24 protein-coding genes are annotated in these 23,463 nt (G+C 38.0%); 9 read left to right on the top strand and 15 right to left on the bottom strand.

Translation table 11 applies throughout. From position 1 onward, the window contains the following. Positions 1-368: 368 nt before the first annotated feature. On the bottom strand, positions 369-1,250 hold the full coding sequence (locus tag AC4D4B_RS14815; RefSeq protein ID WP_490996859.1) for a nucleotidyltransferase-like protein: 882 nt from the start codon (positions 1,248-1,250) through the stop codon (positions 369-371). Between the two features lie 141 nt (positions 1,251-1,391). Here AC4D4B_RS14815 and AC4D4B_RS14820 point away from each other — a divergent pair, with 141 nt between their 5' ends. After that, positions 1,392-1,748, top strand: coding sequence for a YgzB family protein (locus tag AC4D4B_RS14820; RefSeq protein WP_066107876.1), 357 nt, complete (start codon positions 1,392-1,394; stop codon positions 1,746-1,748). A 57-nt stretch (positions 1,749-1,805) separates the two neighbouring features. On the opposite strand, the gene perR is transcribed toward AC4D4B_RS14820, so the two are convergent. The 6 genes from perR to AC4D4B_RS14850 all read right to left on the bottom strand — a co-directional run bounded on the left by perR (position 1,806) and on the right by AC4D4B_RS14850 (position 6,646). Then, positions 1,806-2,249 carry a peroxide-responsive transcriptional repressor PerR gene (perR, locus tag AC4D4B_RS14825; RefSeq protein WP_066107879.1) on the bottom strand — a complete coding sequence of 148 codons (444 nt, stop codon included), beginning with the start codon at positions 2,247-2,249 and terminating at the stop codon, positions 1,806-1,808. Between the two features lie 127 nt (positions 2,250-2,376). Beyond that, on the bottom strand, positions 2,377-2,928 hold the full coding sequence (locus tag AC4D4B_RS14830) for a cob(I)yrinic acid a,c-diamide adenosyltransferase (protein ID WP_490996860.1): 552 nt from the start codon (positions 2,926-2,928) through the stop codon (positions 2,377-2,379). Position 2,929: 1 nt separating this feature from the next. Then, positions 2,930-3,886, bottom strand: a complete 957-nt coding sequence (locus tag AC4D4B_RS14835) for a D-2-hydroxyacid dehydrogenase (RefSeq protein WP_491000401.1) — start codon at positions 3,884-3,886, stop codon at positions 2,930-2,932. 576 nt (positions 3,887-4,462) lie between these two features. After that, on the bottom strand, positions 4,463-5,572 hold the full coding sequence (locus tag AC4D4B_RS14840) for an aminopeptidase (protein ID WP_490996862.1): 1,110 nt from the start codon (positions 5,570-5,572) through the stop codon (positions 4,463-4,465). Between the two features lie 119 nt (positions 5,573-5,691). Beyond that, a complete protein-coding gene (bcp, locus tag AC4D4B_RS14845) occupies positions 5,692-6,162 on the bottom strand; it encodes a thioredoxin-dependent thiol peroxidase (RefSeq protein ID WP_490996863.1) in 471 nt (156 codons plus the stop codon). A 61-nt stretch (positions 6,163-6,223) separates the two neighbouring features. Next, positions 6,224-6,646 carry an ion channel gene (locus tag AC4D4B_RS14850; protein WP_490996864.1) on the bottom strand — a complete coding sequence of 141 codons (423 nt, stop codon included), beginning with the start codon at positions 6,644-6,646 and terminating at the stop codon, positions 6,224-6,226. Positions 6,647-6,810: 164 nt separating this feature from the next. On the opposite strand from AC4D4B_RS14850, the gene AC4D4B_RS14855 reads away from it, so the two are divergent. The 3 genes from AC4D4B_RS14855 (at position 6,811) to AC4D4B_RS14865 (ending at position 14,405) form a co-directional block, all read left to right on the top strand. Beyond that, positions 6,811-8,103 carry a glutamate-1-semialdehyde 2,1-aminomutase gene (locus AC4D4B_RS14855; RefSeq protein WP_490996865.1) on the top strand — a complete coding sequence of 431 codons (1,293 nt, stop codon included), beginning with the start codon at positions 6,811-6,813 and terminating at the stop codon, positions 8,101-8,103. A 327-nt stretch (positions 8,104-8,430) separates the two neighbouring features. Beyond that, positions 8,431-12,909 carry a glutamate synthase-related protein gene (locus AC4D4B_RS14860; RefSeq protein WP_491000402.1) on the top strand — a complete coding sequence of 1,493 codons (4,479 nt, stop codon included), beginning with the start codon at positions 8,431-8,433 and terminating at the stop codon, positions 12,907-12,909. Between the two features lie 413 nt (positions 12,910-13,322). Continuing rightward, positions 13,323-14,405, top strand: coding sequence for an FUSC family protein (locus AC4D4B_RS14865; protein WP_490996867.1), 1,083 nt, complete (start codon positions 13,323-13,325; stop codon positions 14,403-14,405). A gap of 331 nt (positions 14,406-14,736) precedes the next feature. Here AC4D4B_RS14865 and AC4D4B_RS14870 read toward each other — a convergent pair whose 3' ends face one another. From AC4D4B_RS14870 to AC4D4B_RS14885, 4 genes are all read right to left on the bottom strand, one after another. Beyond that, positions 14,737-16,485, bottom strand: a complete 1,749-nt coding sequence (locus AC4D4B_RS14870; protein WP_491000403.1) for an ABC transporter ATP-binding protein — start codon at positions 16,483-16,485, stop codon at positions 14,737-14,739. Positions 16,486-16,541: 56 nt separating this feature from the next. Further along, entirely contained in the window at positions 16,542-17,072 is a 531-nt protein-coding gene (gene ntdP, locus AC4D4B_RS14875) for a nucleoside tri-diphosphate phosphatase (RefSeq protein WP_490996869.1), read from the bottom strand. Positions 17,073-17,427: 355 nt separating this feature from the next. Further along, entirely contained in the window at positions 17,428-17,682 is a 255-nt protein-coding gene (locus tag AC4D4B_RS14880) for a YgaB family protein (RefSeq protein ID WP_066107909.1), read from the bottom strand. 151 nt (positions 17,683-17,833) lie between these two features. Further along, positions 17,834-18,028 (bottom strand): gamma-type small acid-soluble spore protein, encoded by a 195-nt coding sequence (locus AC4D4B_RS14885; RefSeq protein WP_490996922.1) that lies wholly within the window; start codon positions 18,026-18,028, stop codon positions 17,834-17,836. A 137-nt stretch (positions 18,029-18,165) separates the two neighbouring features. On the opposite strand from AC4D4B_RS14885, the gene AC4D4B_RS14890 reads away from it, so the two are divergent. Further along, on the top strand, positions 18,166-18,390 hold the full coding sequence (locus tag AC4D4B_RS14890) for a hypothetical protein (protein WP_490996870.1): 225 nt from the start codon (positions 18,166-18,168) through the stop codon (positions 18,388-18,390). 70 nt (positions 18,391-18,460) lie between these two features. On the opposite strand, the gene mutY is transcribed toward AC4D4B_RS14890, so the two are convergent. Next, positions 18,461-19,540 carry an A/G-specific adenine glycosylase gene (gene mutY, locus AC4D4B_RS14895; protein WP_491000404.1) on the bottom strand — a complete coding sequence of 360 codons (1,080 nt, stop codon included), beginning with the start codon at positions 19,538-19,540 and terminating at the stop codon, positions 18,461-18,463. A 185-nt stretch (positions 19,541-19,725) separates the two neighbouring features. Here mutY and AC4D4B_RS14900 point away from each other — a divergent pair, with 185 nt between their 5' ends. Together AC4D4B_RS14900 and AC4D4B_RS14905 are read left to right on the top strand one after the other, a co-directional pair. Beyond that, complete coding sequence (locus AC4D4B_RS14900) at positions 19,726-20,706, top strand: metal-dependent hydrolase (RefSeq protein ID WP_490996872.1); 981 nt, start codon at positions 19,726-19,728, stop codon at positions 20,704-20,706. Between the two features lie 84 nt (positions 20,707-20,790). After that, positions 20,791-20,952 (top strand): small, acid-soluble spore protein K, encoded by a 162-nt coding sequence (locus AC4D4B_RS14905; protein ID WP_302621346.1) that lies wholly within the window; start codon positions 20,791-20,793, stop codon positions 20,950-20,952. 44 nt (positions 20,953-20,996) lie between these two features. Here AC4D4B_RS14905 and AC4D4B_RS14910 read toward each other — a convergent pair whose 3' ends face one another. Further along, complete coding sequence (locus AC4D4B_RS14910) at positions 20,997-21,314, bottom strand: YfhH family protein (protein WP_491000405.1); 318 nt, start codon at positions 21,312-21,314, stop codon at positions 20,997-20,999. Between the two features lie 13 nt (positions 21,315-21,327). Then, a complete protein-coding gene (gene recX / locus AC4D4B_RS14915; RefSeq protein WP_491000406.1) occupies positions 21,328-22,161 on the bottom strand; it encodes a recombination regulator RecX in 834 nt (277 codons plus the stop codon). Between the two features lie 131 nt (positions 22,162-22,292). Here recX and AC4D4B_RS14920 point away from each other — a divergent pair, with 131 nt between their 5' ends. Both AC4D4B_RS14920 and AC4D4B_RS14925 read left to right on the top strand, forming a co-directional pair. Then, entirely contained in the window at positions 22,293-22,421 is a 129-nt protein-coding gene (locus AC4D4B_RS14920) for a YfhE family protein (RefSeq protein WP_066107935.1), read from the top strand. A gap of 86 nt (positions 22,422-22,507) precedes the next feature. After that, entirely contained in the window at positions 22,508-22,693 is a 186-nt protein-coding gene (locus AC4D4B_RS14925) for a YfhD family protein (protein WP_066107938.1), read from the top strand. An 83-nt stretch (positions 22,694-22,776) separates the two neighbouring features. Here the strand turns inward: AC4D4B_RS14925 and AC4D4B_RS14930 are convergent, their stop codons facing one another. Beyond that, positions 22,777-23,283: a hypothetical protein gene (locus tag AC4D4B_RS14930; RefSeq protein WP_490996875.1), complete on the bottom strand. Its 507-nt coding sequence runs from the start codon at positions 23,281-23,283 to the stop codon at positions 22,777-22,779. Between the last annotated feature and the right edge of the window lie 180 nt (positions 23,284-23,463).

The raw sequence follows: 23,463 nt of genomic DNA on the forward strand, positions 1-23,463 counted from the left end.
GCCAGGATCAAACTCTCCGAAAGATGTTTGATCTAGCTAAATTTTAAAGCAAATTGACGAGATTTTAAAAATCTCTTTTTAGACTTGCTTGGCGTTTCGTTTTGTTTAGTTTTCAAAGAACAATCTGTCGTGTTAGCGACTTTTACATTATATCAAGATAACTTTTCGTTGTCAAGCATTTCTTTTAATGTAATTTACTAACATTTAAAGCTCATTTGTAAAAGAGCGACTTTGTTATCTTATCATTGTTAAACTCGTAAGTCAACAACTTTTTTCATTTTTTCTTTGCCGTCTCGCTTCGTTTTGTTTACCTCAGCGGCGACGTTTATTAATATACCACCCTAAAATCATTTGGTCAATATAATTTTTTAAATTTCTTTATGAATTTTATAATACCTATGAAAAAGCTTTGCTCCCTTAGTGTTTTCCAATACAACATCAATATAACCACGATCAATCAAGTACTCTACTAATATCCTTAAGTCCTCTCCGTAATAGCATAACTCTTGATGTGCATACAGCTCATCAAAAGACCAGTACTCTTCTCCTCTTTCACCTATAATTTCTAATATATGCCCAGACCCTGATTCTGTTCTTGTATGAATAAAAAAGTCACTAACAAGGAAAAGAAGCTCTAGTCTTTGATTAAGACTTTCTTCGCTAAAAACCAGCTCTTCATATAATTTATAAATATCTGGACCAATTTGCTTCACCTGATTCCATACAGTTACTTCAGGGTGAAATCCTTTTTCGATGATTTCTAATCTTGCAAGGTGGTGGAGTGCATGGATTATTTGATTATACGCATCTAGAGAGTTCCCTTGATCAAACAATTCTTTACCTTCCATATAACTTCTAATTAAACGCGCAAACTCTATACCTTTTTTTACTTTCCTTCCATAGAAAGGGAATTCATTTAATTCTCTTTTTAATGAGGCAAGATAATCATTACGGTCAAAAACAATTTTCCCATTGTATATCCAATCAATAATTTTTTTATTGGATCCTAATAACCTCCACTCGTTTAACTTATCATCTGTTACGATGTGGAGTGCAGCTTTTTTATTTTCGTAAGCATAATGTTTAATAAAGACTGGTTGTTTATCCTTACTATCCGTAATGATTAATAAAATGTAATCAAATGTATCTGTAATTGAACTCTCAGGGGAGTTCTTCTCAATTAATAAAACTCCTTTTGTATCCGGGTTGCTGGCTCTTTCTTGATAAACGGGTCTTAGGATGTCCTCCATGTTCCATTCCTCCACAATTTAATTCGCTCTCCTTATCTATTCAACAATATTCGACAGACTCCTGCCACTATTTTAATATCTATTGTTATTAAATCATTTGGATATTATGGTATATTATAGAAGATAAAAGGGGGAAAAACGGTGGCAAAGTATTCAAGTAAGATAAATAAAATACGAACATTTGCACTCAGCTTAATTTTTATAGGCTTTATCATAATGTACGGAGGTATTTTCTTTAGAAACTCACCACTGGTTATGACTATTTTTATGGTACTCGGACTATTAGCTATTTTCGCAAGCATGGCCGTCTATTTCTGGATAGGTATGCTCTCCACAAAAGCTGTTCAAGTTGTTTGTCCAAATTGTAATAAATACACAAAAATATTAGGCAGAGTGGATATGTGTATGTACTGTAAAGAACCATTAACACTTGATAAAGACTTGGAAGGCAAAGAATTTAACGAGGATTACAATAAGAAAAAGTTAAAAAATAAATAAAAAGAAAAAGCTGGCGAACGTCCAGCTTTTTCTTTTTATTTAACTTCCCTATCTGGTTTAATGAACTTCTTTAGCAGAACATTCCGGACAATCACCATAAATCTCCATTCGGTGATGTGTTACTTTAAATCCTGCAACATGCGACGCAAGATGTTCCACTTCATCAAGACCTGGATAATGAAAATCAACTATTTTTCCGCACTTTTCACAAATTATATGATAGTGATCTGATGACACAAAATCAAATCGACTGGATGAGTCTCCGTACGTCAACTCTTTTACTAAGCCAACCTCTTTAAACACACGTAAATTATTATATACTGTCGCTACGCTCATATTAGGAAACTTGCCTTCCAACGCCTTATATATATCATCAGCTGTTGGATGCGCATGGGCAGTTATTATATACTCGAGTATGGCATGACGTTGCGGAGTCATGCGGACACCAGTTTGTTTCAAAGTATCTAACGCTTCTTTAAGTTGTGGTTGAGACACCGTCATGCACTCCTTTTTTATATTATTCTCACTTTATAATTGTTACAATAAGTTTACTTGATGATTGGTTGAGTTGTCAATATTTCCAACACCTCATTCAGATATATTATATCCAAGGTGTTGGAAACTTGTCTCAAGAATTATGTAAAGTTGGTTCCATTTTTCCTAATTTATAATTTACATATCTGGCAACAATAAACAACAGATCGGATAATCTATTCAAATATTTTATAACTAAAGGATTTACCTCTTCTCCGAGAGCAACTGAATTTCGTTCAGCTCTACGTATCACTGTTCTGGCCACATGAAAAGCTGCTCCAGCTGGGTGTCCACCTGGAAGTATAAAATTCTTAAATGGAGGTAATTCCTCATTAAGTTCATCAATATAGGCTTCCATTTCATTAATCGACTCTTCTTTTATAACCCATCCAACTTTTTTGCCGTATGGAGTAGCTAGTTCTGCACCAACGTGAAATAAATCAGTTTGTATTTTATGGAATTCCTCTAATAACTTATCTTTCCCTGAGAACTCTACATCATTTAAATAGCTTATCCCAAGTCCAATCATAGAATTCCCTTCATCACATGTTCCATACGCCTCTACACGTTGGTCAGTTTTGGATACACGTGTACCATAAACAAGAGAGGTTTGACCCTTATCTCCGGTTTTTGTATAAATTTTCATTCTAATACCCCTTTCCTACATCAATTTTATTCACATAGTTATCATCTTTATGATTAACAAACCGCTGAAAATTCTGCTCAAATATATCAAATGCACGTGGCAAGTACTTTTTTGAAACGCTAGAAATATGCGGTGTGATAGTCAAATTAGGATATAACCAGAGCTTATTATCTTCATTTAACGGTTCATTCGGAAAAACATCAAGCACCATATGGCCTATAACTTGATTTTCCAACACCTCATGTATCGTGTCTTCTTTCATTAAGTCTCCACGGCCTATATTGATAAACATAGCCTTATTTTTCATCATTTCAAAATGTTTGTATTTTATGAGGCCCTTAGTTTCTGATGTACTGGGTAATACTGATATAATAAAATCTGCTTTCGGGAGAGTTTCCTCAATTTGAGACATTGTAATAATATCATCAAAATATGAACTGGTGGAAATCCCGCTGCGATTCATCCCAATCGTTTTCATTCGAAAGGCTTTTCCTAATCTAGCTATCTCTCCCCCAATTGCGCCAGTACCCAAAATAAGAAGATTTTTCCCATTCAGCTCACCAAAAGATAATCTCTTATCCCATATACGTTTATCTTTATTCTCTGCCATAATCGAGAATTGCTTCATATATGAAAGCATCATCCCCATGACGTACTCTGCCATCGGTATCGCATGAATCCCTCTCGCATTTGTAACCAGGATATTTCTTTCTCTAATTTTTTCAAAAGGCAATCTTTCAATCCCAGCTGACATTACACTGATCCATTTCAACCGTATTGCCTGGTCGATTGTTTCCTCATCCACATCTTCTCCATATGTTATGAGCACATCCATATCCTTAATAACCGAACCTGCATTTTTGATACCTTTACAAAAATGAAACTCATGCTCCTTGTATGACTCAATCAAACGTTTCCTAATCTCCCCCGGAGGATAAATTGCAGAAACAACCTTCATCCAAATACCCCCTTCATCCACACATCACTAATATGATAACATCTTTTACCAGTATAAAAAGCTGAAACGGCTTGCTCAGAAGTGAGGAGCATAAGACAAAGGTACGTAGGGGATGGTCCTCCCCCGCAGTAGCTTTGCTTATGTTCTGAGCTTCTAGCAGTCGAAGCTGGATTACATAAAAAGCTGAGACGACTGCATTAAGGAACAAAGGCTAAATTCGCCACGTCCTGTGGCAACGTCTTTGTGACCAACATCCTGTTGGCCTCCGCAGTAGCTTTGTTTATGTTCTGAGCTTCTAGCCATTGAAGCTGGATTAACTAAAGTGCTGAGACGACTGTTCAGCTCCGACAAGCATAAGAGGAGGCATGCAGGGAGGCGTTCTTTCCTCCCGTAATGGCTCACTTATCTCTCGAGCGTTTTAAGCTAGCTCACATAAAAGCAGAAACTAAATAAAAAAACGGACAGCCAGTTCCGGCTGTCCTTCAAATAGTTGTATGAGGAGGTATTCCCTGATTCTATCTTATTCAAAACAGCTTGTTATGCTTGGTCTTTTGCCATAGATTTTAAAAACAATCATTATAAAAGTGATTCAGGATTTAATCCTTTTAACTCCGGTAGTACAAATAATCCATCCTTTCGAATCAATTGACCATCAAAATAGATTTCGCCTCCGCCAAATTCAGTTCGCTGGATAAGCACCATATCCCAGTGAATAGAAGATATATTTCCATTGTCGGCTGCTTTATAGGCTAATCCCGGTGTGAAATGCAGGCTTCCACAGATTTTCTCGTCGAATAAAATATCTCCCATTGGTTTTGTTATTAACGGATTTACGCCTAAGGCAAATTCTCCAATATAACGGGCACCTTCATCAATATCAAATATTTTATTGATTTTATCTGCTTGATCCGCTCTTGCATCAATTATTTTCCCATCTTTAAACGTCAAACTGACATCTCTGAAGGTAGTCCCTTGATAAGGACAAGGTGTATTATAGGTAATCGTTCCGTTTACACTGTTTTTAACGGGGGCTGTATACACTTCTCCATCTGGTATATTTCTTTCTCCGAAACACATCACTGCCGGAATTCCTTTAATTGAAAAGGAAAGATCTGTTCCCGGTGATATGATTCTGACCTGGTCTGTTTGCTCCATTAGAGATTTCAACGGCTCCATTGCCTTCTGCATTTTAGCATAATCAATTGTACATACATCAAGCAGGAAATCTTCAAATTGACTTGTGCTCATCCCTGCTTTTTGAGCAAGTGATTTAGTCGGATAGTTCAATAATACCCAACGGCAATTATTAATATAGTAATCAACGACTGGCTTCATTACTTCTCCACTCAGCTGAAATTTCTCTGATGGAATCTCAGCAAATTCCGCATCATTCTCTTCTCCAATCACAATGATGACAGCATCCATGTCTTCAAATTTTTTCAAATCCCAATTAGCCATGATTTCCAACTGTTCCCGGCTATACCCTTTTGCCATATATTTTTGAATCTCATCATCGAGCATTTGGACAAATGGGTATGCTCCTAGCTCATACGTTTGATTAACAAGTTCAATCAACAGCGGTTTCGTAATGTAGTGACCTTCTATCAACACTTTTTGCCCCGTCTCCAACCGGACAGAATGGGTTAGCAGTTGTCTTGCCAATTTTTTAATTCGTGGATCCTTCATACGTCATCTCCCCTGATCTCTTTATTAAACACCTACTATCAATATACATATATTTCCTTCCAAGAGCTGTTTATTTATAAAGAAAGCAGGCATTATTTTATGCCTGCTCACGATCTAAATTATGATAATTCATTTTTAATAAATGCCAAGGCATCTTCTACATGCCCTTTCACTCTCACCTTACGCCACTCTTTTACTACTATACCCTCTTTGTTAATAACGAATGTAGAACGTTCCGTACCCATATACTCATTTCCAAAATTCTTTTTTAATACCCATACTCCATACGCTTTTGACAATGTGTGATCTGGATCTGACAACAAAATAAAAGGAAGGTCATACTTCGTTTTAAATTTTTCATGCTTTTCAACCGGATCTGGACTAACGCCAACAATAATTGTCTCCAATTCTGCAAATGAGGTGTGATTTTCTTTGAAGTCACACGCTTCAGTCGTGCATCCCGGTGTCATATCTTTAGGATAAAAATAGAGAACTACATTTTTCCCCTTAAAATCAGCTAATGTAACCTCTTTGCCATTACTTGCCTGAAGCTTAAAATCCTGCGCCTTCTCACCAACTATACTACTCATAAAGCTCACTCCCCTGTTAGATAAAAATAGTTAAGAACAGCTCGTTCTATTATTACTATACCTAATTTCGGGTTGTTTTTGCATGTTCAAGGTCTATTGCAGTCCTTACGACAAAGGCTGCTGGTAATGCATATCCAATTAAAGCTTCCATTGAAGCAATCCATCTCCCAAATCCTATAGGAACCATATCTCCATACCCTACTGAGAGAAGAGTCATTGTACTGAAATAGAAGGAAGAGGCAAGCTTCGGAAACAAACCTCCCTCAACGGGTAAACCATTCAAATGAATAACCGGTCCAAATTTTATTTCGACCAATACGTATAGGATTCCGAAACCTATTAAAAAAGTGAAGTACACCGTGATGATCCAATAAAGATAATCGAGTGATATCCGTTCAGCCCGGGTTGGGTCTGTTGGCATCAATAATCCTTTTAAACTCATTAGCAACGTGATAACAACCGCAGCAAGGATAATATAAAACAAAGGTAACACCCCTTTTTATTACAACCGCATTTGTAATATATACGCTCATACAGGCATACCTATGATTGCTTGTACACGAATCTATTGCTAAGGTGACCATGTTGTACAAACAAAGAATTCCAGTGCTAAAATGAAGCAGTTACATACGAAGGAGGAGAAATAAAATGAACCACGCTCAATCTGAAAGTTTGCATGCTGAAGCTATGCAGCACATCGTCGGCGGTGTCAATTCACCATCCAGATCATACAAAGCCGTTGGAGGAGGATCTCCAGTAGCAATGGAAAGAGCAAAAGGCGCGTATTTTTGGGATGTTGACGGCAATCGATATATTGATTATCTAGCCGCTTATGGACCTATTATTACCGGGCATGCCCATCCGCATATTACTAAAGCAATTACAAAAGCAGCTGAAAACGGCGTTCTTTATGGAACACCTACTCCTTTTGAAGTTAAATTTGCCAAGATGCTTAAGGATGCCATCCCTTCCATGGACAAAGTACGGTTTACAAATTCCGGAACTGAATCAGTTATGACCACGATTCGCGTAGCAAGAGCGTATACAGGACGGGATAAAATAATTAAGTTCGCTGGCTGTTATCACGGACATTCCGATCTTGTTTTAGTCGCTGCAGGATCAGGCCCATCCACACTTGGAACTCCCGATTCTGCCGGTGTACCAAAAAGTATTGCTCAGGAAGTCATTACTGTGCCATTCAATGATATAGATGCCTATAAGGAAGCAATCAATAAATGGGGAAATGAAATTGCGGCCGTTTTAGTTGAACCAATTGTCGGTAATTTCGGGATTGTTGAACCAAACCCTGGTTTTCTGGAAGCAATTAATGACATTACTCATGCAGCAGGAGCACTTGTTATCTATGATGAAGTAATTACAGCCTTCCGTTTTATGTACGGTGGTGCACAAAACCTTCTTGGTGTTGAGCCTGATATGACAGCGCTCGGAAAAATCATCGGCGGCGGCTTACCGATTGGTGCTTACGGTGGCAAAAAAGAGATTATGGAAACAGTCGCACCCCTCGGTCCAGCCTATCAGGCAGGAACGATGGCCGGGAATCCCGCTTCCATGCTTGCTGGTATTGCTTGCCTTGAAGTATTAAAGGAAGAGGGAGTATATGAACGACTAGATTATCTTGGCGCGATGCTGGAACAAGGTATCCTTCAGGCAGCAGAGAACCATCATGTTTCTATTAAAGTAAATCGATTAAAAGGTGCATTAACGGTTTATTTTACTAATGCTAAGGAAGATGTCAGTAACTATGCTCAAGCTGAAGCTACGAATGGCGAAGTGTTCGGTCGATTCTTTAAGCTTATGCTTGAACAAGGGATTAACTTGGCCCCATCAAAATATGAAGCCTGGTTCTTAACGACAGCCCATACAGAAGAAGACATAGAAACTACCATTAAAGCTGTAAATCACGCCTTCAAATCATTATAAATACAAATCGTTGAATAATTATGCATAACATCAATTCTACTAATCACGGTAGAATTGATGTTTTAACGTTGTTGAAAGCGTTTACATTAAGATATTTTGATTTTAATAACCAGATAATGTTTATTTGCCAAAAAAACTTAAATGCATATTTAATTGATTTCTGAAAATTCTAATGATAATATAAATCATACTAGTATTGATTATTTATTACCCTCAAAACTGTATTTCCTTCCTCGTTCGTTTTTCCAAAGTAACCTAAAAAACCACAAGTTTAAAGCAGGAGGTGAACCGGCATCGAATAGGCGCAAGCTTATAGTTGCCCAACGTATGAACAAAAGATGGAATCCTAGTACGTTTATGAATTACCACGAATCGGAACATGATGCTTGCGGAATTATTGCATGTATCGAAAAGAAGAAAATACCTACCCGTGATAATATTTTTGCGTGTATTGATGCCCTGGTTACCATGAACCATCGGGCCGGTTTTATTAACGGTGAAGGCGATGGTGTCGGCATTCACATAGATATCCCCCGTCAATTATGGAAAGAGAAGCTAAAGAACTCTGGTGCTGATACAGACCTTGCAGACCATAACCATTTTGTAGTGGGCCACTTTTTTATTAAACGTGAGGCTGAGAAACAACAAACTATTGAGGAAATAATCAAACTGGCAAACGAAAAAGACTTAAAAGAAATTTATGTATCTGATGAAGCTTATTCCACCGATGCATTGGGACCAATAGCATTACAGGAAAACCCTGTATTTCTTCAAGTTGCTTTTATAGCAAAAGAGGATTTAAATCAAACTGACCTTTCATCTCTGTTATTTGATCTAACAATTTCAATTGAAAAAAATGATCACATCCACGTATCTTCGCTTAGCCAATATCATGCCATCTACAAAGTGATGGGAGCTGGCGATATTCTACCTAAGTATTATCCAGACCTTGCAAGTCCACTCGTCGCATCTACGATGACACTTGGACATAACCGCTATTGTACTAATACACTATCCAGCTTTTTTCGCGTACAACCATTTAGCGTCCTTGGACATAATGGTGAAATCAATACAATCGCCAAATTACGCGATGAAGCGCAAATGGTCGGTGTTCCATTAGTAAACGGCGGCAGTGACTCCCAGGATTTAAGCCGTACATTGGAAACATTCATCTACCGTGAGGGATATTCTCTATTTGAAGCACTTGATATTGTCTTCCCTCCAATCATTAATGAAATAAAGGAATATCCCAATCACCTTCAGGATCTATATACGTATTTGCGTGAAAGCTGGGGCCATTTCGCTCAAGGTCCGGCAGGAATCATTTCCCGCCACGGCAATGAAGCTGCTTTCTCTGTAGATGCACTTGGTCTACGTCCTTTATGGATGATGGAAACTTCAACCTCTTATTTGTTTGGCTCTGAACCAGGTGTTATTTCACCAACAGAATATGTAGCCAATCCTAAACCAATTGGTCCAGGAGAAAAGGTCGGATTAAAGTGGAATGGCGATTCAATAGAACTATATGAATATATCACTTATCAAGAAGAAGTATTCAAAAGATTTAACAAGAGACTTAACTTTACAGAATCTCGTAATCGCTTAAATCCTCCTGATGTAAAAGAGCATACTTTTGCACAGGAAGAGGACAAAATCCAAAACGGGCAATATAAAGCTTTCGGATGGGAACGTGACCATATTCAACTAATTGAACAAATGGCTGAAAAAGGTGCAGAACCAATCCGTTCACTTGGTCACGATGCTCCACTGGCAGCACTCAATCCTGAGCGTAAGAATATTGCAGACTTTATTAAGGAAAGTGTTGCAGTTGTTACAAATCCTGCAATAGATCGCGACCGAGAGATGGAACATTTTTCGACCCGTACCATTATCGGTAAACGCCCTTCTCTGTTTACAGATGAAAAATCTGTAAACACAGTGATTGAGCTATTAACGCCTCTATTAGCTGAAGGAAAAGCTGGACAGACTTGTGCACAGTTTGCAAAACAACCTTCTTATGAACAAATTCACCAATTATTTATGGATACAGAAGAATTGAAAACGATATCCATGACATTCACGGAGGGTGAAACGATTAAGGAAGCTCTGGATCGTATCAGTAAAGAGGCTCTTACCTTTGTTACTGACGGCTGTGGATTACTTTGCCTAGATGATGAACTAGCCCATCACGCTGAGCATTTATGGTTGGATCCTGCCCTTGTAGTCGCAGCAGTCGATAGAGCATTAGTAAAAGCAGAAAAACGAAGAGACTGTTCCATTTTAGTTCGCTCTGCTGCCATTCGTAACTTGCATGACATTGTGGTGATTTACGGATTAGGAGCTAATTTGATTAATCCATATTATATGTTCCGTACCGTATCAGATGAGCAGTCGAAACCAGTAATTAATTTATATAACTCTTTATCTAAAGGATTAGAAAAGGTCATTTCAACACTTGGAATTCATGAACTTCGCGGATATGGACGACTATTCTCTTCGATTGGACTACAGGAAGAAATAGCAGACATCCTTCAAATCGTGAACTTCTTTGGATCCAATCAATTAATCTATAATTTTGATAAATTGAAGGAAGATGCAAAACAGCGTGCTATTGATTTTGCCAATGAAAAAGAACGTGTTGGGAAGACCTTTCATCTATTCCCGCGAATCTGGAAAGCAATTGGTGAGGTGGCTTCAACTGGTGATTATCAGGCCTTTGGAGAAAAAATCTCTGAACAGGAAGAACAAAATCCCACAACTATTCGCCATTTAACAGATTTCAAGAAAACCGAACAAAAAGTTGATCCAGAAACAGTGAATATTGGTGTTGGCGATCACAGTCTACCATTTGTAATTGCATCAATGTCGTTCGGCTCACAAAATGAAACAGCCTTTCGCGCATATGCAGAAGGTGCCGATCGCCTTAATATGATTAGCATGAATGGTGAAGGCGGAGAAATTAAAGATATGCTTGGTAAATACCCGCGAACTCGCGGTCAGCAAATTGCCTCCGGTCGTTTTGGTGTAAATGCGGAATTGCTGAATTCCTCTAATTTACTTGAAATCAAAATCGGACAAGGCGCTAAACCGGGTGAAGGCGGTCATCTTCCTGGATCCAAAGTAACATCAAAAATTGCCGAAGCACGTAATGCAACGATTGGATCCGATTTAATATCACCTTCAAACAACCATGATATTTATTCTATTGAAGATTTATCTCAAATGATCCATGAATTAAAAACAGCCAATGATCAGGCAAGGGTGGCTGTAAAAGTACCTGTTGTTCCAAATATCGGGACAATTGCTGTCGGGATAGCAAAAGCTGGAGCTGATATTATCACGCTAAGTGGATTTGATGGCGGTACTGGAGCCGCTCGTATCCATGCGCTTCAAAACGTTGGATTACCAGTGGAAATTGGCGTTAAAGCTGCTCATAATGCCTTGCTTGAAGCCGGTCTAAGACAGGATGTTGAGCTTTGGGCTGACGGTGGCCTCAAAAGTGCAAAGGATGTATTGAAGGTCATGCTTCTTGGAGCAAACCGTGTAGGCTTTGGAACCCTCTCTATGATTGCTATTGGCTGTACAACATGTCGAGGCTGCCACCTGGATACATGCCACGTAGGGATTGCTACTCAAATTGATTCTGAAGTGGAAGCAAAGGAACATGGCTTAAGGAGATTTGTTCCAAGACAATTTGATTTAGCCGTCCAGGGGATCATCAACCTATTCAGTGCTTTTGGCAATGAATTAAAAACACTTGCGGCTGAACTTGGAATCACAAATCTTCAGGAAGCTGTCGGGCGTTCCGATTTATTAGTACAAACAAAAGGAAAAGAAATGCTGGATTTAAAATACTTACTTAAAACAATTGAGCTTGGCCAGATTACACATCTCGAAGCCGCTGCTACAAAGGACGAATTAATCGTCCAAATGGCTGCAGTTGGTGCAGAATATCTGGATGCAAGTGTAAATGATCTGCTTCAATCCAGACAATTTAAAAATATCAATTCTATTCAGCGTGTACTTGGAAGCCGTGTTTCCTGCCACCGGGTAAGAGGCAGATTAGATGGTTCCTATGTCAAAATGGATCCTGTTAATCTAACTTATAAAGGTTCCATACCTGGAAATGGGCTTGGTGCATACAATACAGAAGGCATTACAATTACTGTTGATGGCGGTTCACAGGATGGCACCGGCAAAACCTCGTTTGGAGGAACAATTGCAATTCTTAAAGGAATCGGCAAGGATGATAAATTCTATAATGGTTCCGTCGGAAAAGGCTTTGGATACGGAGCACAAAAAGGTCTATTAATTGCCCAGGGTGATGCTGATGCGCGTGCAGGTATCCGACTGTCTGGTGCTGACATGATTGTCGGAGGTTCTTTAAAACGAGATATCCCTGAACAAGAACACGGAAACATTGGCGTTTATTCAAATATTAAAGGCTTTGCCTTCGAATATATGACAAACGGTCGAGGACTTGTCCTTGGAGACCCAGGTCCATGGATTTGCGCAGGAATGACAGGTGGTGTCATTTATCAACGTCATTTGCCTGAACGAGGCCTTACAAAAGATGCGATCCAACGCAGAATTGCAAAAGGAGCCCTCGTCTCTGTTGAAAAATTAAATGAAACAGGTATAAACGATGTAACAGAACTACTTACACGCTATACATCTATTCTTAAAGAAAATGGTCAACAGGCAGAAGCGGACGAACTGGCCCAATTGCTAGGCAACCCAAGCCAGCACTTCCTCCAAATCGTCCCAGTCAAAACCCAAGCTGATCCATCAGTTTCAACGGAGTAAAGCTGAGCCGACTGGTGGTCAGTTATGGACCATATATCAATTTATATTAGGATGATACATTATTTTCCGAACCCTCAAGAGGCCGTTTCGCTTTATTAAAGCGGCGGCCTCTTTTTATTTTCTTAACTTTCTGTTGCGCCGTTCTCAATCCCTTTTATACTTTATGAACACATAAAACCTTTCATTAAAAAATCTATGAATCCCCTTCTCGCCATATGGCGTATACCTGATGAATCTTGAAAAAATTGTATTCAATGCATGCCTTTTAGTCTAAAGGGGAAAGTAAACAAAAGAAGTATTTTGCCTGTATATCTTGAACATGAAGACGAAACCCTGTATAGTACAGTCATGTTCGAGATAAAAATAGATAAATATTCGTAAACAACTATGAATAAAAGGAAGAGGTATTATTTATGAAGGTTGGTGCCCGAGTCTTTAAAACGGGAATAGCCATTGTGATAGCCATCTATGTTGCGACAGCATTTAATGTACCGGCTCCCGTATTAGCCGGGATTTCGGCTGTATTTGCCGTTCAGCCTACCATATACCGTTCGTACAGGACTTTAATTGATCAAATACAAGCGAATATAATCGGATTTCTAATTGCGATATCGTTTGTATTATTATTTGGTAACGATCCCTTATTAATTGGTTTGGCAGCCATTATAACAATTGTAATCAACTTACAGCTGAAAAATGAAAATCAACTAACAATTTCGCTCGTAACTTTAATCCTGATTATGGAGCAACAAGACGGCAATTTTACAGAATTCGCATTTTGGAGAGTTGCTGCCATTTTAATCGGTATTCTATCAGCATTTATTGTTAATCTTGTCTTTCTTCCTCCAAAGTATGAGACAAAGCTTTATAAACGAATTAGCACAACGACAGACGATATTCTACAATGGATTAGAATCGGTTCTAGAAGTTCAACTGAACATACTATGATGAAAAAAGATATTAAACGTATAAAAGAGAATGTCACAAAGGCCGATAGCTTGTACGCTCTATATAAAGAAGAGCGGGAAACTTTCAGGAAAAATACGGTTGCCAAGTCCCGTAAACTCGTAATCTACCGTTATATGATAGCAACAAACAAACGATCACTGGATATCTTAAAAAGATTACATCGCTTTGAAAACGAATTCCATCAAATGCCTGAGGATTTTCAAATCCAGGTTCATCATCAACTGGATTTGTTGTTGAGGAAACATGAACATATTCATCTGAAATTTATAGGTAAAGTAAAGCCGGGACTAATGCTTGAGGAATCTACGGACACTTATAACAAACAATTGCTGATTGATATTGTTAAAGGTTTTCGATTAAATACAGACGAGGATTCTCCCGTCCACTACCATATGGTTACACTAATTTCATCTATGCTTGAATATGGTGACTACTTAGAGCATCTAGAAATGCTTGTTAACAGTTTTCACTCTTATCACAAATCAGAGAACAAATCGATCAAGATAAATGATGATGATCAATTATAAACAATCGTTTAAAGGGTATTCTAAAGCCAGTAAAAAGGCTTTAGGATGCCCTTTCTTATTAAGTAAAAACCTGCTTGTCAATCTTTATTTCAACTACATCCTTCATTTCTCCCATTTCCTCTCCTTCTATAAAACCTTACTGGATCACTTTTCATCTATCCACTAATCACTTCTCTCATAAAAGCTTATTTGTTCTTGCATTCTTGATGACAGCACCTTACATGAAATTCAAAAAGGAGGTTCCTCCCATTTGAAGAAACCTCCTGTGTACCTGTAAATATATTTTTATCCAATTTCGTTAGCTCGCAAGCGATCAATTTCCAACGAGCCATTATGCATCCAACTGTTGAACCTGAAAGAGTCTATAATAAGCTCCTTGTTTAGCCATTAATTCCTGATGTGTTCCCACTTCTATAATACGGCCATGTTCAACCATAACGATACGATCAGCATGTGTAATGGTAGATAATCTATGAGCGACTATAAAAGTAGTACGGTCCCGGGAGAGCTTTTCAAGTGCTTCCTGAATAAGGTGCTCACTTTCCAAATCAAGAGCAGAGGTTGCTTCATCCAACACAATAATAGATGGATTTTTCAAAAACACACGTGCAATAGAAATACGCTGCTTTTGGCCCCCTGATAATTTAACGCCCCTCTCGCCTACTTTTGTCTCGTAACCACTTGGTAATTTGCAGATAAAATCATGAGCATTTGCCGCTTTGGCAGCTTCATAGATTTCTTTATCTGTTGCACCTGGCCTACCCAACAAAATATTTTCACGAACCGATTCACTAAATAAAATACTGTCTTGCATTACCATTCCAATATTGTCTCGAAGTGAGCGTACCTGTACATCACGGATATCCACTCCATCCAGTAGTATACGCCCTTGTGTTACATCATAAAATCGGGGTATCAAGCTGACCAGAGTAGATTTACCTCCTCCACTCATCCCGACAAGCGCGATTGTTTCTCCCCTTTTCACTTCAAGATTAATATCCTTTAGTGCCTGAGTCTCATCTTCCCCATAAGAGAATGATACATGATCGAACGTAATGGTACCCTGTACATCCTTACATGGACGAGCATCGGGCTTGTCCTCAATATCATAAGGAACATCCAAAAATTCAAATACACGGTCCATTGACGCCAGTGATTGCGTTAAAGTGGTGGATGAGTTCATCAATCTACGCAAAGGTCCATACAATAAATCGATATAGCCGACAAAGGCAACCATAGTTCCTAATGTCATATTCCCATTAATGACCTGGTATCCGGCAAACAGGATGACGACTAGAGGAGCAATATCCGTAATTGTATTGACAGCAGCAAATGATTTAGCGTTCCAGCTTGTGTGAGTTAACGCTTTTTTCAGGAAGTTACCATTCACTTTATTAAATTGCTTTTGTTCATGATCTTCAATCGCAAAGCTCTTAATTACTGCCATCCCTTGTACACGTTCATGCAAATAGCCCTGTACTTGAGCAAGTGCCTGTGATCTGTCTCGTGTTAATTCTCTTAATTTACCAAAGAAATATTTAATGGAGAATGAATAGAGCGGTAACAGAAGTAACGATACAATGGTCAATTTCACATCAAAGGTAAGCATAATTCCTACTGCTATTAAAATTGTAACTAAATCCAACCAAACATTCATAAGGCCGGTTATAACAAAATTCTTAGTTTCTTCAACATCATTAATCACTCTGGAGATAATTTCTCCTGCTTTCGCATTAGAGTAATATTTAAAGCTTAATTTTTGTATATGGCTGAACATTTTATCACGAATATCAAACAAGATTTTACTTGCTGTCCATTGAGCAAAATATTGACGATAATATTCTACTGGAGGTCGAACTACTATAAAAATGAAAAACATGATTGCCATTAACATATAGAGCTTCCTTAATTGCTCTCCCTTTTGCAACGCATTGGCACCGATTATATCATCAATCACATATGCCAACATGGCAGGAGTCAGTAAAGGAATCGCAAATTTAACAATCCCGATTAGGATTGTCACAATGATTTGCCACTTATAAGGCCTTACAAACCTCATATATCTTTTTATACTATTCATCAAATGTCTCTCCCATCAAGCATAAAAACCTGTCCATAAAAGAGACAGGCTTCTTCTCAACTTTTAATTGTTAAATATCGTTTATACCAATTATGAACGAACTCCTGAGAAAACGGCCCTTTTTTCGCTCGAATCATACTGATCAGCTTTTCCACATTTCTCCTGAGAATATGGTCAATGACATTCGGATAACCCATTTGAAGTTTATGCTCTTCATATTCATCTTCATCTAACAGGTTATAGGTCATATCCGGATAAACCTTTATATCAAGATCATAATCGATATATTTAACCGCTTCCCCATCAAATACAAATGGAGAACTTAAATTACAATAGTAGTAAATACCATCATCTCGAAGCATCCCGATGATATTAAACCAATACTGTGAGTGAAAGTAGGTAATAGCTGGCTCTCTTGTAAGCCATGTCCTACCATCAGATTCAGTCACAAGAGTCCGATCATTGCAACCAATTACAATAAACTGGGTACCCTTTAATATGGTCGTCTCTTGCCAAACCCGGTGTATATGTCCATTATGTTTGTAACTGTGTATTTGGATCTCTTCTCCTTCTCTCGGTACTCGCACGTTGTATTACCTACTTTCTCTCCCTATAGGGCAGGGCACTTATATACCGTCTCTGTGTTCAAATTGACAATATATTAACCGTTAAATTAAGATACTTTTTCCGTATTCTTCTATTATTATAACGATTCACTTACAATTTTAAAACAAAGAGCCACCATGAAAAGCGGATAAGCTATAAATTGTTAAACAAATCGCCACTAACCAGCTCTTTTTTAGGCTGAAATATTAATCCTATAACCAAAATTAATCGTTTACAAACATGAGTCATAAGGAATGAAGGAAATAAAAGTGGAAGAATAAAAATAAAAGAACACCTATATAGATGCCCTAAATAATGATGGATTGTATTTATATTTTATAGTTTCGGGGCAGATTTCGACTGATAGCTTTCAATCACTTTTTCTGTTAATTGCATAAATATCGTTTGGATTGTATCCAATTCTCTTTTCATCTCACTTATATCATCCTGGACACATAATAAATCTTCATCGTTCTTTCGATTCCTTAGTTCCTCCTCTAGTTCCATATAACGGTCAAGTTCAGTTTGCATATGTAAAAGCTTATCCATAATGACCATTTGTTCATTAACTAACTCTTCAAAACTCTTCATGCTCTACACCACCCAAAATCAGTATAAGAATACATTTCTCTAATAAGCAGAAAATACCTTTGACTTTTTCTGTAGCCTTCTGAGAGGTTTTGTCGAGCTATTAAAAAGCACTCGCCCGCTAGGGGCAAGCGCTTTAAATAATGCTTTAACGTTATTGTTGTCCGTAGTTTCCGGAGTTTTTAGCTTTGTTTTTCTCTGCTTTCGCGTTTGCTTGTTTCACAGATTGCACATCAGTTTCACTTGCAAATTCAGAACCAAATTGACCTTGGCTTTGACCTGCAGATTGTGCGTTTTGTTGTCTCACTTGATTTGCATTTGTTTTTGAACTGTTGTTAGCCATTAATATCACCTCCACACCTATTAATGTATCCAACAGAGGTTTTCATATACAAAAAGAGTGTTTCTATTTTTTTCCTTGTTTTTGCTTCACTTATAGCGGCATCCTATATAGAAATTTAAAACAGGAAAAGAGGAGGCTTTATTATGTTTGTAGGAAGAGATATGTCAGAGTTATCCATGATTCCTAAAAGTGAATGGAAGGAAGATGAACTAGAATTTTACCATCATTCATTTCAGCAGATTATGCCCTATTTAAATATAGAGGGACATACCATTCAAAGAGAAATTATCGAGGAAATTGAAAGAAGAGGCGGCTTGAAGAGACAGGAAGCAACCTGGACACAAGGAACGCGTGTTTCCTACGATTAATTAAAATAAACCCGGCATCAGCTATACCCGAAGGTGTTACTTCGCAGTTAACTGACGCCGGGTTATTTTTTTAACCATTAAATACATATGTTTCATAAATTTTTTGGTGAGATACAGGTAATGCATACTGTTGAAAATCATGATCTTTCACATATGCTAATTTATGCGTATCACTTTTAAAGTTTTCCAGATTTTTCACAGTGGCTGTATAGATATCGATTTCCCATATCAAATGCGAAAATACATGATTAATATGACCGATTGGAGTTAATTGATTTAATTCAACTTGATTCTGTTCCGCAACCATTTCTTTAAGTTCTGTCACATCTCCTGTTGTTTCATAGCTTGGGAATTCCCACAATCCTGCGAGAAGACCTGTCTCCGGCCGCTTCCTAATCAGGATTCTTCCACTTTCATCGTTTATCACAAGTGCCGATAAATGAACAATTTTGGTCTTTTTAGCTTTCGTTTTTATCGGAAGCTCCTGCTGGATTCCCTTATCAAATGCCCAGCAGTGCTCTCTTACCGGACATAATAAGCATGCAGGTTTACCAGGAACACATATAAGAGCGCCAAGCTCCATCAATGCCTGATTAAATTCTGACGTATGTTCGGGATCAATTAATTCACGTACAGCTGACTCAAATAGTTTGCGGGTGGCAGGCTTCGCTATGTCATCATATATTTCTAATATCCTGGAAATGACTCTCATGACATTTCCATCAACTGCAGGCTCCGGAACACCATAAGCAATGCTTAATATCGCACCGGCAGTGTATGGACCGACACCTTTTAATTTTTTTATTTCTTCAGGAGTGTTTGGCACGATTCCGCCGTAGTTTTCCTTTACCTCTTTAACTGCACTATGCAAATTACGAACCCGAGAATAGTAGCCAAGACCTTCCCATGCTTTTAAATATTTTTCCTCATCAGCATCAGCAAAATCATCAAGAGTCGGAAACCATTCCATAAAACGTTCGTAATAAGGAATAACGGTATCCACTCGGGTTTGCTGAAGCATAATTTCAGAAACCCAGACGCGATAGGGATCTTTATTTATTCGCCATGGGAGCTGTCTTTGTTCCTGAATAAACCAATCTATAAGATCTTTCCTGAATTGTTCTATATTGCAACTGACAAGTGTCTTCACGTTTCCTCCTGTTTATGTTAAAAATTAATGGAATAGGGAATAAATTAAGTAATCATACTGAATAGGTTTACCCATGATTTTTTGATTCCCTTCATTTTAAAACAACATGACTGGTATGAAAAGTAATTAATTTTGGATAAAAATAGTGGTTTCCTTTATAAGTCAGTAGAAAAGGAGGATGTATTATGGATACCGGTACTCATCTGGTAATGGGTATAGCACTTGGCGGGTTAGCCACATTGGATCCTCAGGTCGCATCCCATACAGGAACAGCAACGGCCGTTATGATCGGTACAATCCTTGGTTCCCAGGCACCTGATATAGATACAGTCCTAAAAATGAAAAATAATGCAGTATATATACGCAATCATCGAGGAAGAACACATTCCATACCATTTGTAATTCTTTGGCCTATATTAATTACGGCTCTTATTGCCCTTATCATTCCGGAAGCGAATACCTTACATCTATGGTTATGGACCTTTTTCGCTGTTTTTTTGCATGTATTTGTAGATATATTTAATGCATACGGAACACAGGCTATTAGCCCCCTGTCCTCAAAATGGGTTGCGCTCGGGATTATTAATACATTTGATCCCTTTATCTTTGGAATTCATATTGTTGGTCTAATTTTATGGACATTTGGCTTTGATCCAGGACCTACATTCTTAATCATGTATCTAATTATTATCGGTTATTATATTGCTCGGATTACAGAATCCAGAAGCTTAAAGGCTCGGATTCGTTTACAAATCCCTGATGCTCGGCGAATTACACTTTCCCCAACCATGCGTTATCACCGCTGGAAGGTAGCTGTTACAACGTCTGATAAGTATTATGTTGGGGTAGCTGAAAATCGTGAAATACAATTTTACGATACGTTTGATCGTATTCCTTTACCGGAAAGTCCAATACTGGATGCTGCTTTAAAGGATGTGAATCTTTCTGCCTTTGTATCTTTCTCGCCGGTATACCGATGGGAAATGGACTATCAGGAGGGAATGCACATTGTTCGATTCATTGATTTACGTTATCGGAGCAGAGGACGATATCCTTTTGTGGCTATCGTTCATTTAGATGATGATTTAACTATTATCAACTCATTTACTGGATGGGTTTTTACAGAAGAAAAGCTTCAAAAGAAACTAAATATGATCACTGGATAATCAGGAAGGCTTTCTCATGAATGGGTGGGAGCCATATAAGAATACTAATAAGGCATCCATCATCCCAGAACGAAAGGTGAGAGAATCTTGAGAAATAAAGCAAAAGGCTTTCCTTATGAGCATGATAATAAATTTAATGGGGAACCCCGTGCCAAACCAGAGTATGCTTCAAAACGAGCAGACGGCACTACAAATACTCGTCCACAGGAGCGAATGCATGCCTCTGGAGAACGAGATTCTGAATAAAATTAAAAGAGCTTTCTGCACCCAGAAAGCTCTTTTTTCTCGTTTTATTTTAATTTCATCAGTAAGGAAATAGGAAGCCCTTCTTCTTCATTTTGATGAAGACGATACCCCCAGGCAAACACACCTTTTAGATACTCCACCTTGAAATATTCTCCAGGCGCTCCATCTATACCATACATTTCACCAACTATAATATCAGACGGATCTAATGTATAAGCCTTTGCCATTACGGCTCTCCTTTTATGTACGGCAAATTCATTAACCATCCCGAGCTGCTCAGCCTTTCTTGCTTTTTCATTTAAATCTGCAATCGTTTGTCTAAGCTCATGCTCTGACATCTCACTGAATTTTTTCTCCTGCATTTCTTTACCCCTCTCAGTACATTTCAAAATCTCCGTTATCGATTCGCTCTTTGCCCAGTTCTACAAAACGAGTAATCAAGTCCATATCAAAGCCTTTTCTAAATAGAGCTGTTTTCATTTTTTGACTATACGAATAGTCATCCAGGTGAGCATACTTTCTGTGAAATTTAGTCGCTGTTTTTACAAGACTTTCCCATTCTGCATTCTTATCATCAACCGCTAACTCTTCAGTCACCAATTTGGCCAGGCTCATTGAAAAACCCTTCCGTACGAGAAATTGGATTGTTTTCTGTTTTGCTTCTTTCATGGAACCCTTACTTTTTTTTAATGTCTTACTGGCCCATTCTTCAGCATTTTCTCTTTGCAAATCTTTCGTATACTGACTTAATGCCGTCTGTTGATCCTTTTCTGAGATTCCCTTATTGAGCAGCTCTGTCCGGATGACATCAGGCCCTTTTTTACTGACATTCATTTGGGTTCGTACAAATGCTTTCGCATATTCTTCATCATCAACATATCTATACTCACGCAGTTTATGCATGACTTCATCAATAACCGCTTGTTCCCATTCCTTTTCACTCAAATAGGAAATAACCTCATGTTCTGAACGAATCCGATAAGATAGATAATTGACAGCGGACTGAAACGCTTTTTGGATATGGTCACGGTACTGAATTTCCATAATGGATAATTCATCGACTTCCATCCCCTTCGATAGCCGCATGCGGACAAGTAAGTCATCATCCACACTAAATGCGTATTTTTCAGGCTGTCCTTCTTCTGTTATGTATATATTAAAACGATTTTTATTCTTTTTTTGTTGTTCAATTTTTGAGATAAGTGGCATCGTTAGCTCGCCTCCTCTTTTAATGTAGCATATATCCTTATCTTAGTCCTTTCTTTGATTTTAGAAAATGAATTAAAACATTTAATTATGGAAATTATAGGAATGACACTACTTTGAAAAGGAGAATGTTCATGGATAAGAAAAAGCGGGATCAAATGAAAAATCGCCTGACCTCTACTCAAGAAGTCCGTTACAAAAGGGAATTTAAAGCAGCAGACCGAGCGGCTGGGTATACAGGATCTAAAGGAATACGTCCATAAACCAACCTTTTATTTACCAGAATAATGGCTTGGATTTTGTTGCAATCTAATCAGGAAGATATTCTTCATTTGGGAGGTAATCTAAAATGGGCAGATATAACCATAACTTACTTCACGGCAGAAGCAGGATGGCAACTGGTGGAAATACTCCGCCTTCCATAAAATCTGACGGATTAGATGTAGAATTTTCTGAGGCATTAGCCGATCATGATGATCTCGTTGCACAAGCCAGATCAAAAGCAGCTGATGCACGCGCTAAATCCAGGAAATAAACTAATTCGCTTGGGAATTTTCTTCCCAAGCGAATTAAAAACCATCCGATTTTTAAACAATCGAATGGGTATGATTGCACATATTAACCATTTACTTCAGCAGCTAAATTGGGTGCTATAAGATCCTCTGCTTTAAAAATATTGTTAACTTTTTCACTTCCAGCATTAAAATGTTCATTTGCTTGATCCAATTTGGGTTCAGCTGTACCGGACAATTGAATTCCTTTTTCTTTATATGAGTCAGAAATAGTTTTTATAGCCTTTTCTAAATCCTTGCTATATTTTTCTAAACTATCAGGAACTTCCACATCTTCCAAAGCATCCACAACAGAATTTGCAGAAGCAGCAGCTTTTTGTTTATCTTCCTGTGTTAAGACGGAAGGATTCTCCGCTCCCTCATAGGCATTTAAATCACGATCACTTCCATTAATCACATTCGCGATGGAAAGATAGAAATCTAATAAGTCACTTTTTATGTCCGCTGATTCTTTAGTGCTCCCTTCCTCTTTTGTCTCTTCTTTGGATGAACAACCCATGACGATAACAAGTATCAAGGCCATAATACTGCATAACCACAATCCCTTTTTCATACTCTCTTACCCTCTTTTCATTATTTTCGAATTATTCTAATTGTTGCATTAAACATCATACAACTTATGTGAGCATTCGTAAATACTGCCCCATCTAGGGATGAACCCTCCAAATTTACAATTACTGTTAATCAATTGATTATCTATGCTTTTATCCCGAAATATTGTACTATTAAATGC

The sequence above is a fragment of the Pradoshia sp. Z6_59 genome (assembly GCF_058267515.1).